Source organism: Streptomyces chiangmaiensis, from assembly GCF_036281785.1.
In the GTDB taxonomy this organism is placed as follows: Bacteria; Actinomycetota; Actinomycetes; order Streptomycetales; family Streptomycetaceae; genus Streptomyces; species Streptomyces chiangmaiensis.
In genome coordinates, this window is sequence record NZ_JAYWVC010000004.1 from 22379 (window position 1) to 34706 (window position 12328).

9 protein-coding genes and 1 pseudogene are annotated in these 12328 nt (G+C 70.3%); 4 read left to right on the top strand and 6 right to left on the bottom strand.

Annotation, left to right across the window (positions count from 1 at the left end):
- The first annotated feature begins 126 nt into the window (after window positions 1-126).
- Entirely contained in the window at window positions 127-1020 is an 894-nt protein-coding gene (locus VXC91_RS02400) for a D-alanyl-D-alanine carboxypeptidase family protein (protein WP_329504700.1), read from the top strand.
- Window positions 1021-1193: 173 nt separating this feature from the next.
- Here the strand turns inward: VXC91_RS02400 and VXC91_RS02405 are convergent, their stop codons facing one another.
- Genes VXC91_RS02405 through pdhA form a run of 3 tightly spaced genes read right to left on the bottom strand, consistent with a single transcriptional unit; the run spans window position 1194 to window position 4774 of the window.
- Window positions 1194-2594 (bottom strand): dihydrolipoamide acetyltransferase family protein, encoded by a 1401-nt coding sequence (locus VXC91_RS02405; protein ID WP_329504701.1) that lies wholly within the window; start codon window positions 2592-2594, stop codon window positions 1194-1196.
- A 10-nt stretch (window positions 2595-2604) separates the two neighbouring features.
- Window positions 2605-3582, bottom strand: coding sequence for an alpha-ketoacid dehydrogenase subunit beta (locus VXC91_RS02410; protein ID WP_329504702.1), 978 nt, complete (start codon window positions 3580-3582; stop codon window positions 2605-2607).
- 1 nt (window position 3583) lies between these two features.
- A complete protein-coding gene (gene pdhA, locus VXC91_RS02415; protein ID WP_329504703.1) occupies window positions 3584-4774 on the bottom strand; it encodes a pyruvate dehydrogenase (acetyl-transferring) E1 component subunit alpha in 1191 nt (396 codons plus the stop codon).
- 504 nt (window positions 4775-5278) lie between these two features.
- Here pdhA and VXC91_RS02420 point away from each other — a divergent pair.
- Window positions 5279-5452, top strand: a pseudogene (locus VXC91_RS02420) (aminoglycoside phosphotransferase); the annotation flags it as partial.
- Between the two features lie 215 nt (window positions 5453-5667).
- Here VXC91_RS02420 and VXC91_RS02425 read toward each other — a convergent pair.
- On the bottom strand, window positions 5668-7233 hold the full coding sequence (locus tag VXC91_RS02425) for a protein kinase domain-containing protein (protein ID WP_329504705.1): 1566 nt from the start codon (window positions 7231-7233) through the stop codon (window positions 5668-5670).
- Between the two features lie 390 nt (window positions 7234-7623).
- Between VXC91_RS02425 and VXC91_RS02430 the strand changes: the two genes are divergently transcribed.
- Window positions 7624-9267 carry a protein kinase domain-containing protein gene (locus tag VXC91_RS02430; protein WP_329504707.1) on the top strand — a complete coding sequence of 548 codons (1644 nt, stop codon included), beginning with the start codon at window positions 7624-7626 and terminating at the stop codon, window positions 9265-9267.
- 72 nt (window positions 9268-9339) lie between these two features.
- On the opposite strand, the gene VXC91_RS02435 is transcribed toward VXC91_RS02430, so the two are convergent.
- On the bottom strand, window positions 9340-9885 hold the full coding sequence (locus VXC91_RS02435) for a bacterial proteasome activator family protein (protein ID WP_329504708.1): 546 nt from the start codon (window positions 9883-9885) through the stop codon (window positions 9340-9342).
- Window positions 9886-10375: 490 nt separating this feature from the next.
- Here VXC91_RS02435 and VXC91_RS02440 point away from each other — a divergent pair, with 490 nt between their 5' ends.
- Window positions 10376-11305, top strand: coding sequence for a hypothetical protein (locus VXC91_RS02440; RefSeq protein WP_329504709.1), 930 nt, complete (start codon window positions 10376-10378; stop codon window positions 11303-11305).
- A 38-nt stretch (window positions 11306-11343) separates the two neighbouring features.
- On the opposite strand, the gene VXC91_RS02445 is transcribed toward VXC91_RS02440, so the two are convergent.
- Window positions 11344-12324, bottom strand: a complete 981-nt coding sequence (locus tag VXC91_RS02445) for an NAD(P)H-quinone oxidoreductase (RefSeq protein WP_329504711.1) — start codon at window positions 12322-12324, stop codon at window positions 11344-11346.
- Window positions 12325-12328: the final 4 nt, after the last annotated feature.

Below are 12328 nucleotides of genomic sequence, written 5' to 3' on the forward strand. Positions count from 1 at the left end.
CTGCTCAACCGCACATCCATGTGGCCCACTTGCGAGTCTCACGAGAAGGCGGCCTTGCCAGCGGGCCGCTCTCAGGGGCATTTGGGTGCTTTAGGACGCATCAAAGACGCAATCGGAGCGTTTGACTTGATTAACGGCATTAAGGGCGTGCGGATTCGCAGGGCCGTCGCGGCAGTGGTCACCACCGGAGCCGTGCTCACCACCGGAGCTCTCACCGCGGCGCCCGCGCAGGCCGTCACGAAGCCCTCGATCACCGCCAAGGGCGGATTCGTGATGAACAACGGCACCGGCAGGACGCTGTTCACCAAGGCGGCCGACACGCGGCTGTCCACCGGTTCCACCACCAAGATCATGACGGCGAAGGTGGTGCTGTCACAGCCGAACCTGAACCTGGACACGAAGGTCACGATCCAGAAGGCGTACAGCGACTACATCGTCGCCAACAACGCCTCCTCCGCCCACCTGATCGTGGGTGACAAGGTCACCGTCCGCCAGCTGCTGTACGGGCTGATGCTGCCCTCCGGCTGCGACGCCGCCTACGCGCTCGCGGACAAGTTCGGTACCGGCTCGACGCGCGCCGCACGTGTGACGTCGTTCATCGGCAAGATGAACAGCGCCGCCAAGAGCCTCGGCCTGAACAACACGCACTTCGACTCGTTCGACGGCATCGGACGCGGCAGCAACTACTCGACGGCCCGCGATCTCACCAAGATCGCGAGCAGCGCCATGAAGAACTCCACCTTCCGTACCGTCGTGAAGACCAAGTCCACGAAGCAGAAGGTGACCACCAAGAGCGGCGGCTACCGCTACTACACCTGGACGAACACCAACCCGCTGCTCGGCACCTACAGCGGCGCCATCGGCGTGAAGACCGGCTCCGGCCCGCAGGCCAAGTACTGCCTGGTCTTCGCCGCGACCCGCAACGGCAAGACGGTCATCGGCACGGTCCTGGCGTCCACCTCGGTCGCCAACCGCACCGCGGACGCGAAGAAGCTCCTGAACTACGGCTTCGCCGTCTGACATCCGCCGCACACGGCACGAAGGGGGTCCGGTCGCTCTCCCGCGGCCGGACCCCTGTCTCGTGTGAGGGGTACGACAGGCGGGGCCGAGCGACGCACGACGGGCCGGAGCCGAGCCCCCGGGCGGGGGCTCGGCTCCGGCCCGTCGCGTCGCAGAGATGTGCCCCGAAGCCCCTAGCCCCAGGTGATCAGGCGCTTGGGCTGCTCCAGCACGGCCGCCACATCCGCGAGGACCTTCGAGCCCAGCTCGCCGTCGACCAGGCGGTGGTCGAAGCTGAGGGCCAGGGTGGTGACCTGGCGGGGCTTGACCTTGCCCTTGTGGACCCACGGCTGGAGCTTGATCGCGCCGACCGCGAGGATCGCCGACTCGCCCGGGTTGAGGATCGGCGTGCCCGTGTCGACGCCGAACACACCCACGTTCGTGATGGTGATCGTGCCGCCCTGCATCGCCGCCGGGGACGTCCTGCCCTCGCGGGCCGTGGTCACCAGCTCGCCGAGCGCCTCGGCCAGCTGCGGAAGCGTCTTGTCGTGCGCGTCCTTGACGTTCGGCACGATCAGCCCGCGCGGGGTGGCCGCCGCGATGCCCAGGTTCACATAGTGCTTGCGCACGATCTCCTGGTTCGCCTCGTCCCAGGACGCATTGACGTCCGGGTTGCGCTTGATCGCCACGAGCAGGGCCTTGGTGATGAGGAGCAGCGGGTTGACGCGCAGCCCCTGCATGTCCCGGTCCTGCTTGAGCTCCTCGACCAGCTTCATCGTGCGCGTCACGTCGACCGTCACGAACTCCGTGACGTGCGGCGCGGTGAACGCCGAGCCTACCATCGCCTGGGCGGTGGCCCTGCGGACGCCCTTGACGGGGATGCGGGTCTCCCGGGCGCCGTCGTACGTCACCACCGGCGCCGGTGCCTGGACGACGGCCGGTGCCTCGACGGCTGCGGGCGCCGCGGGGGCCGGTGCGGGCGCCACGGCCGCGTGCACGTCCTCGCGGGTGATGATCCCATCCGGGCCCGACGGCCGCACCGTCGCCAGGTCGACGCCCAGGTCCTTGGCGAGCTTGCGCACCGGCGGCTTCGCGAGCGGACGGGCGACCTGCGTGCCGTGTCCGTTCAGCTCGCTCTGGAGCGCCGCGGCCGCATGGAGGGCTTCCTCGCCGGCCGTCGCAGCGGTCTTGCGGGGCCTGCGCCTGGTGGAGGACTCGGCGACGCCGTACCCCACGAGGACCGGCTTGCGGCCCTCCTGCTCGGGCTCCTCGGCCGCGGGCCGCTCGGCCGGGGCCTCCTCCGCGGACGCCTGCGCCTCCGCGGCCGGGACACCCCCGGTCACGTCGACCGCGATGATCGCGGTGCCGACGTCGACGGTGGTGCCCTCGGGGAAGTGGAGTTCGCGGACGACTCCGTCGTACGGGATGGGCAGCTCCACAGCCGCCTTCGCCGTCTCCACCTCGCAGACGACCTGTCCGTCGGTGACCGTGTCACCGGGCTGCACGTACCACTTGAGGATCTCGGCCTCGGTGAGTCCCTCGCCCACATCGGGCATCTTGAACTCGCGCACGGACGCGTCAGTCATCGTCGTCACGACCCTCTCCTCAGTACGCCAGGGCGCGGTCGACTGCGTCGAGCACCCGGTCCAGACCCGGCAGGTACTCCTCCTCCAGCCGCGCCGGCGGGTACGGGGCGTGATAGCCGCCGACCCGCAGCACGGGCGCCTCGAGGTGGTAGAAGCACCGCTCCGTGATGCGGGCGGCGATCTCCGCGCCCGAACCGAAGAACACCGGAGCCTCGTGCACCACGACCAGGCGGCGGGTCTTCTCCACCGACGCCTGGACGGAGTCGAAGTCGAGCGGGGAGACCGAGCGCAGGTCCAGGACCTCGAGGGACTTGCCCTCCTCCGCGGCCGCGGCCGCGGCCTCCTGGCACACCTTCACCATCGGGCCGTAGGCGACGAGCGTCAGGTCCGTGCCCTCACGCACCACGCGCGCCTTGTGCAGGGGTCCGGGGATGGCCTCGACGTTGACCTCGCCCTTGTCCCAGTAGCGCCGCTTCGGCTCGAAGAAGATCACCGGGTCGTCGCTCTGGATCGCCTGCTGCATCATCCAGTAGGCGTCCGAGGCGTTCGACGGAGAGACGATCTTCAGGCCCGCCACGTGCGCGAACAGCGCCTCGGGGGACTCGCTGTGATGCTCGACCGCGCCGATGCCGCCGCCGTAGGGGATACGGACGACGACCGGCAGTTTGACCTTGCCCAGCGAGCGGGCGTGCATCTTCGCGAGTTGCGTGACGATCTGGTCGTACGCCGGGAAGACGAAGCCGTCGAACTGGATCTCCACCACCGGCCGGTAGCCGCGCAGGGCCAGGCCGATCGCCGTGCCGACGATGCCCGACTCGGCGAGCGGGGTGTCGATGACCCGCTCCTCGCCGAAGTCCTTCTGCAGACCGTCGGTGACCCGGAAGACACCGCCGAGCTTGCCGACGTCCTCGCCCATCACCAGGACCTTGGGGTCCGACTCCAGGGCCTTGCGCAGCGACTCGTTGATCGCCTTGGCCAGCGCCATCTTCTCCGCCATGTCACCGACCCCCTTCTGCGTCCGCGAACGACGCCTGGTAGGCGGCGAACTGGGCCCGCTCCTCGTCGACGAGCGCATGCCCGTCCGCGTACACGTTCTCGAAGATGGCGAAGTGATCCGGGTCCGGCATGGCACGGACCGCTTCGCGTACCCGCCTTCCCAACGCTTCGCTCTCGGCCTCGAGTTCCGCGAAGAACGCCTCGTCCGCGTGGTTCGAGTCCAGGAGATAGCTGCGCAGGCGGGCGATCGGGTCCTTCGCCTCCCAGGCGGCCCGCTCGTCGTCGTGACGATAACGGGTCGGGTCGTCGGAGGTCGTGTGGGCGCCCATGCGGTACGTGAAGGCCTCGACCAGGGTCGGGCCCTCGCCGTTGCGCGCCCGCTCCAGCGCCCACTTCGTGACCGCGAGACAGGCCAGGACGTCGTTGCCGTCGACGCGCACACCCGGGAAGCCGAAGCCCTGCGCGCGTTGGTAGAGCGGCACGCGGGTCTGCTTCTCGGTGGGCTCGGAGATCGCCCACTGGTTGTTCTGGCAGAAGAACACGACCGGGGCGTTGTAGACCGCGGAGAAGGTGAAGGACTCGGCCACGTCGCCCTGGCTGGAGGCGCCGTCACCGAAGTACGCGATCACCGCCGAGTCGGCGCCGTCCTTGGCGACGCCCATGGCGTAGCCGGTGGCGTGCAGCGTCTGCGAGCCGATGACGATCGTGTACAGGTGGAAGTTGTTGCTGTTCGGGTCCCAGCCGCCGTTGTTCACGCCGCGGAACATGCCGAGCAGGTTGGTGGGGTCGACCCCACGGCACCAGGCGACACCGTGCTCCCGATAGGTCGGGAAGACGTAGTCGTCGTCGTTCAGAGCCCGGCCCGAGCCGATCTGGGCGGCCTCCTGGCCGAGCAGCGAGGCCCACAGGCCCAGCTCGCCCTGGCGCTGAAGGGCGGTCGCCTCCGCGTCGAAGCGGCGGGTCAGCACCATGTCCCGGTACAGACCGCGCAGCTCTTCGGGCGTGATGCCCTCCACGTACCGGTCGTACTCGGGGTTCTCGACGCGCTCGCCCTCGGGTGTCAGCAACTGCACGAGGTCGGGATCGCTGCCCTTCTTGGGTGTGGTGCGGGTGGTGCGCTTGGTGCCGGTGGTGCCGGCCTTGCTTCCGGCGCTGCGTCGCGGCTTGCGCGCGGCAGTGCTCTCCACGGTCACGTGTGCTCCTCCGTCGGTCCGGCCCCCGGGTTCGCCGGGTGCCTGGGGGTCCCATCGGTCCGTTCCGGGCCGATGGGAGCGGCTCGCCTGCAACTCGCGGACGCACAGGGTGGGTGCGACTCGTGCGAAACAGACGTGACAGGTGCCCCGGCGAGCGCCCTGCAAAGGGCACGTTACCCAGTGCCGCACATTTCTGTGAAACCCCTCCTGACCTGGGATTTTGCTTGGATTTCCAAGTAAATCGAGGAAGTCGGGAACAGCGCTGGTCAGGGCCTTGCAGGGGACCGGAACAACCGCACGTTATCCCGCTCACCTGGAACACGGGAAGACATCGATGGGGTGGCGCCGACGCGTGGCCCGGCGAACGGCCGCTCATGCGGCCATCACGTGATCACCTCACAGACTCCGTGCGACCGAGTGCGACTGTCTGTGACAGGGCCCGGCTCACGGGTTCGGCTTGTGGCCTGACATCTGGCGCGTGCCGCGCTCATCTGTACCACCCCCGTGTCGCACGCGCCCCCTCTGGGCGCCCTGCTCCTCCGGTACGGCGCCGGTTCCGCACTCGCCTGCGGCCCCGTCGACCAAGGGCTGCTCAACCGCGGCTACCGGCTCTGCACGACGCGCGGCCGCCATTTCCTCAAGCACCACTCCGACCCCGAGACCGCCGGCCCCACGGCGACTTCTGGATGCTGCGCCGGCACTACGAGCGCGGCGGCCCCCGTGCGGATGCGCAGTCCCCGGCGGCCTCGGCCCCGGCGGTGTGGTGGACGCACGAGTACCACACGGTGTGCGACGCGTTCACGCACTGACGACCCGGTGCGGAACCGGCAGTGCCGAACGGCGCCGGCGGTCAAGGTCCTGACCGCCCGGCACTCGTCACCGGCCCCGCGCGGTCAGGTCCCCGGCGTGTTGCCGGAGTTGCCGCCGCCCCCGTCCGTCGCGGACGGGTCCGACGTGCCGCCGCCACCGTCCGTGGACGTTTCCGTCGGCTCGCCCGAGGGTGCCGGCTCCGTGGGATCGTCGCTCGGCTGGTCCGGCGTCGTGGACGGCTGGGCAGGCGGCTGGCTGTAGGTCTGCGAGGGCGGCTGCGAGGGCGTGTAGTCCGAGCCGCCGCCCGTGTCCGAGCTGTCGCTCGTCGACGTTTCGGTCTGCTCGTCCGTCGGCGGCTCGCTGGACTGCTTGTCCTCGTGCGACTGCGTGACGGTCGGCGACTGCGTCGTACCCGTCCCGCCACCGCCGCCGCCCGTGTTGTTCAGCGCCAGCGCGACGCCCGCCACGATCGCGACGACCGCGAGAACGGCGAGGATCCACAGCTTGCCGCGGCCGCTGCCCTTGTTGCCGTGGCCCTCGAAACCGCCGTCGTCCCCGGCGCCGTACCCGGAAGGCATGATCGGCTGGGGGATCTGCGTCGTTCCGGGCTCGCCGGGGTGCGGCATCACCGTGGTGCCGGCGAAGCCCGCCGCCGGGGTGTGCCGGCCGTCGTGCATGTCCACCGGGCCGGTGTTCCAGGTGCCCGTGTGGCCCCCCTGGTCGTACAGCATCTGCAGTGCGTACTGGGCCAGGCCGCGCATCTCCTCGGCGGTCTGGAACCGGTCGTCGGGCTCCTTGGCGAGGGAGCGCATGACGAGCCCGTCCAGTTCCGGCGGCGAGGCGCCGTCGGAGATCTGGGACGGCGGCACCGGAAGGTCCTGGACGTGCTGGTACACCACGGACAACGGCGTCTCGCCGACGAACGGCGGACGCAACGCAAGCAGTTCGTACAGGAGACAGCCCGTCGCATACAGGTCGGAGCGGTGGTCGACGGCCTTGCCGAGCGCCTGCTCCGGCGAGAGGTACTGCGGCGTGCCCATCACCATGCCGGTCTGCGTCATCGTCGTGGACGCCCCGTGCAGGGCGCGGGCGATGCCGAAGTCCATCACCTTGACGGCGCCGTTGTTGGTGATGATGACGTTCGCGGGCTTGATGTCGCGGTGCACGATGCCGTGCTGGTGCGAGTAGGCCAGCGCCTCCAGGACGCCCGAGACGATGATCAGGGCCTGCTCGGAACCGGGGGCCTCGGCGCTGAGCAGCAGGTCGCGGATCGTGCGGCCCTCGACCAGTTCCATCACGATGTAGGGCACCGGCTGCCCGCCCACGAAGTCCTCGCCGGAGTCGTACACGGCGACGATCGCGTGGTGGTTGAGTCCGGCCACCGACTGGGCCTCGCGGGTGAAGCGGGCCTTGGCGACCGGGTCCTCGGCGAGATCCGAGCGGAGCAGTTTGACCGCGACGGTCCGGCCGAGGCGTACGTCCTCTGCCGCGAACACCTCCGCCATGCCGCCTCGGCCGAGTCTGCGGGTGAGCCGGTACCGGCCGTCCCCGACAAGTCCGCCGTTGCCCCACATGTCCGGCGCGTCCGACATCCCGCCGCCAGTCGCCTCGGGGTCGGACGGGCCCTGGGCGCGCTGCGTCTGTGCCATCAGTCCTCGCCGTCGTTTCTGCCCGCGGTCTGCGCGGTGGTTGTCACGGTCTCCGACGGGCCACGCTACAGGCTCCACGCAAGGCGCCGGTCCGAGACGAAGTCGAGACGGATCCTCCATGGAACCCTGCACGCGGTCCCGCATGCAAATTCCGTGTACCGCCCGTACAACCCCTGTAACGCCTCCGCTGTAACGCTTCCGCGACGCTTCTTTCGCGTACGGTCACGGAACGGGCACCGAGCTTGACGTGTCACTGCCCTGGGGCAGACTTGGCCGGGAATGAGCCTGTCGATCACGGAACTACCGCGTCGATCGCCGGACATGAACAGGGATCGCGGACCGCGGGACTACGTCCGGCCGCTGCCGCCGCTCCGATGGGGGACGCTGAAGATGAGCCAGGACAGCGCACAGGGCCGGTACGCGGGGCGATCGATCGCCGGGGGCCGCTACCAGCTGCGCGACTTGCTCGGCGAGGGCGGCATGGCCTCGGTGCATCTCGGGTACGACACCGTGCTCGACCGCAACGTCGCGATCAAGACGCTGCACACGGAACTCGGTCGCGAACAGGCCTTCCGTGAGCGGTTCCGCCGCGAGGCGCAGTCCGTGGCGAAACTCACGCACACGAACGTCGTCTCGGTCTTCGACACCGGTGAGGACGAACTCGACGGGCTGACGACTCCGTACATCGTCATGGAGTACATCGAGGGCAAACCGCTGGGGTCGGTCCTCGACGCGGACATCCGGCAGTACGGCGCGATGCCGGCCGACAAGGCCCTGAAGGTCACCGCCGACGTGCTGGCGGCCCTGGAGATCAGCCACGAGATGGGCCTGGTGCACCGGGACATCAAGCCGGGCAACGTCATGATGACGAAGCGGAACGTCGTCAAGGTCATGGACTTCGGCATCGCCCGCGCCATGCAGTCCGGGGTCACCTCGATGACGCAGACGGGCATGGTGGTCGGCACACCCCAGTACCTGTCCCCGGAGCAGGCCCTCGGCCGGGGCGTCGACGCGCGCAGCGATCTGTACTCGGTCGGCATCATGCTGTTCCAACTCGTCACCGGACGGCTGCCGTTCGAGGCGGACTCGCCGCTGGCGATCGCGTACGCACACGTGCAGGAGGAGCCGGTGGCTCCTTCGTCGATCAACCGCTCGCTGCCCCCGGCGGTGGACGCGCTGGTCGCCCGCGCGCTCAAGAAGAACCCCAACGAACGGTTCCCGAGCGCCGAGGCGATGCGCGACGAGTGCCTGCGCGTGGCCGCCTCCTTCACCGCCGCCGCGCCGAGCATCGTGCCGGGCGCACAGACGTCCAACGGCGCCGGTGTGAGTTCCGCGGTCTTCCCGCCGGTCGACCGGGCGACGCCGCCCCCGCCGGGCCCGGTGCACACGCCGTACCAGCCCGGCCCCTACGGCAGCCCGTCCCCCGCGCCGACGCCGTCGCCCGCGTACGGCTACCCGCAGCAGGGCGGCTACCAGACGCCGCCGCAGACCGCCGCCTACGCGCCCCAGCAGTCCGCCGCGACCCCGCCGCCGTACAACCTCTCCCCGCACTCCGCGACGCCCGCGGGCGGCTCGGGTGGGCAGAAGAGCGGCCGGGGCGTGGTCATCGGTTCGGCCGTGGTCGCCCTGGTCGCGATAGCCGGCCTGATCACGGCCCTGGCACTGAGGGGCGGCAACGGCGAGGACACGAGTGGTGGTCCCAGCGGCACCGCCACCGGTTCGTCCTCGAGCGAGGTCACGGGTCACAAGGGCCCGGACCTGACGAAGACGATCGAGACGACGAAGTGCACGGAGCCGGCGGAGTCGTACAACGACGACAAGAAGATCCGGGTGCCGGACTTCGTGTTCAAGAACGTCCAGTCCGTGAAGTCGTGCTTCCAGGCCGCCGGCTGGCGGATGAAGATCAAGAACTACGACGAGAACACCTATGGCGAGGGCACTGTCATGGACCAGTTCCCGTCCGCGGGCACGGACGTCGACCCCAAGAACATGCCGGAGATCGAGCTCAGCGTGTCGACAGGCAACCCGTCGTGACCCGCTTCTGACGCACGGCGAAGGGGCTCGGCACCTCCACGGTGCCGGGCCCCTTCGCATGACCAGGGGTTCTTACAGGTACGGGCCCCCGGAACGGCCGCCTGCACGGGCGTCGTCCTCGCCGTCGGGAGAACCGACGCCGGGCGGCAGGGCACGGCGCATCTGCTCCAGCTGGGCCCGCGCCGCCATCTGCTGGGCGAACAGCGTGGTCTGGATCCCGTGGAAGAGGCCCTCCAGCCAGCCCACCAACTGGGCCTGGGCGATGCGCAGCTCAGCGTCGCTCGGGATCGCCTCGTCCGTGAACGGCAGGGAGAGCCGCTCGAGCTCCTCGACGAGTTCGGGGGCGAGACCGTCCTCCAGTTCCTTGACCGAGCTGGCGTGGATCTCCTTCAGGCGCTGTCGGCTCGCCTCGTCCAGAGGTGCGGCACGCACCTCCTCCAGCAACTGCTTGATCATGCTGCCGATGCGCATGACCTTCGCCGGCTGTTCCACCTGCTCCGTCACCGGGACTTCGCGGGAGTCGTCGTCTCCGGTGCCGCCGAGAGCCATTCCGTCCTGGCCCACGACCAGGATCTTCTGGGCGTTCTCCGACGACCTGTCGTTCCTCGGCATCTCCATGCCGCCATTCTCTCGCACCGGTACACCTCACCAGCCATGTGCCCCCCGTTGCGGGTGATCCACCCTGCGCCGCCCGTCGGTGCCGCTCGTCAGAAGGGCTCCCCAGCAGTTCGGCCCTGCCCTCGTCGGTGAGCGCGTACGGCGTGCTGCCCTCCGCGTCCCGCCCTTGCCGGAGGACCGGTCCCGCCCCCTCCAGGCGCTCCGGCTCCGCATCCCCCTGCCCGGCGTCCGGCGCCCATACGGCCCCGGTGCGCGCCTGGAGTTCCGCGGGCAGCCGGGCACCGTCCGGGGCCGCCCTCCAGCAACGCCGGCGGGCCGTCGCGTATCGACGTGGCGGTATCTGTAGTGGGTGGGGTGGGGGAATGCCGGCCGTGGACCCACCGCCCCGTCGGGCCCGCGCGAGCCGCGCGGCCGAGATGCCGGAGTCCGAAGTCCGTGTGACGCTGAAGCCGTTGATCTTGCCGCCCGACCACGGGAGGGGGTCACGCCCATGACTCCAAGGCTGTGTACGCCGTCCACGTTCCGCGCGCTCCGTGTGGCCGTTGTGCCCCCGGTCCTCATGACGACGGCCCTGCTGTGCATATCCGCCGCATACGGCGTTCCGCCCGGGCACGGACTCGGTCCTTCGTACGGCCTCCGGCCCGCCTCGTACACCGTTCAGCCCGCGCCCGGCGCCGAAATCTTCGACGCGGCCGCCCAGCCGGCACACCTCACCCGATCCACGTATCCCGCCCGCCGCTCCGCGGCGCCGCCCCCCGCTCTCGCCCACACATCCGGGCACACGGCCTCCGTCGCAGCCCCCTCGGGCGCCCGCGAACACGGGCACTCCGTCACGGTCGCCTTCGCGTCTCCGCTCGGGCACCAGGCGTCCGGCCCTTCGCGTCTCTGGCCCCCGATGCCCGCCCTGCCGATCGGCGCCTTCCCCCTCGCGAACAGGACGTCCGCCCTGCTCGGCCTCATATCCGCCCCCGGGCACAAGACGGCGCTCCCCGCCGCGGGTGCACCTGCTTCCGGGCACTCCGCCGCCCGCCTGTCCGCCGCCGAGCCCTCGCCCGGCACCTCCCGTGCGGGCAGCGTTGCGGGCGAGGGACGGGAGCGGCCCGGACGGCCGGATGCCGAACCGCAGAACGAGGCGAACGACCCGACCTACACGGACGCCGACCCGACGACACCGCAGGACCAACCCTCCGCGGAAGGCGGCACCGGGGACGCGAGCCCGGACACGGGTATCGAGGCGTCCGCCGATGCGGTCGGCCCCGCCGCGTCCTCCCCCGCCCCGTCGAAGGACCCGGCCGTCCTCGCCCGGGAGGCCGCCACCTCGGAGTCCGTGGTGGAGATCCTGCCTCTCGGCAGCGGCCTGGTCCTCGTCGGTACCGGGCTGGCGCTCGCGCTTCTGGCCCTGCGCCTGCGCCGGGAATGACCGTCGCGTCCTCCTACGGCGTCACAAGCAGCACGTTGCTACGGCGTCACAAGCAGCACCTTGCCGATATGGCCGCTCTCCTCCAGCACTCGGTGGGCTGTGGCCGCGTCGTTCATCGGGATCTCCCGGTCGATGACCGGGCGGACGTGACCGGAGGCGATCAGCGGCCAGACATGCTCACGCACCGCCGCCACGATCGCCGCCTTCTCGCCGAGCGGCCGCGCCCGCAGCGAGGTCGCGGTGATCGCCGCCTGCTTCCGCAGCAGCGAGTTGATGTTCAGCTCGCCCTTGACCCCGCCCTGCATGCCGATGATCGCCAGGCGCCCGTTCACGGCGAGCGCCTGGACATTGCGGTCCAGGTACTTCGCGCCCATGTTGTCGAGGATGACGTCCGCGCCCTCCCCTGCCGTGGCTTCCCTGATCTCCTCCACGAAGTCCTGCTCGCGGTAGTTGATCGGCACGTCCGCGCCCAGTTCCGCGCAGCGCTCCAGCTTCTCCTTGCTGCCCGCGGTGACCGCGACCTTGGCCCCCACCGCCTTGGCCAGCTGGATCGCCATCGTGCCGATGCCGCTGGAACCGCCGTGCACGAGCAGCGTCTCGCCCGGGCGCAGATGGGCGATCATGAAGACATTCGACCAGACCGTGCAGGTCACCTCGGGAAGCGCGGCCGCCTGCCGCAGATCGAGCCCTTCGGGCACGGGCAGCAGCTGCCCCGCGGGGACGACGACTTTCTCGGCGTACCCGCCGCCCGCGAGGAGCGCACAGACCTCGTCGCCGACGGCCCACCCCGAGACCCCGGGGCCGAGCGCGGCGACCCGCCCCGAGCACTCGAGTCCGGGATACGAGGACGCACCGGGCGGAGGATTGTAGAAGCCCTGCCGCTGGAGGACGTCAGCGCGGTTGACGGCGCTGGCCACCACCTCGACCAGTACTTCGCCCTCGCCGGGTACGGGATCGGGGACCTCGGTCCACACCAGCGCCTCGGGCCCACCGGGTTCAGGAATCGTGATCGCGTACATGAAG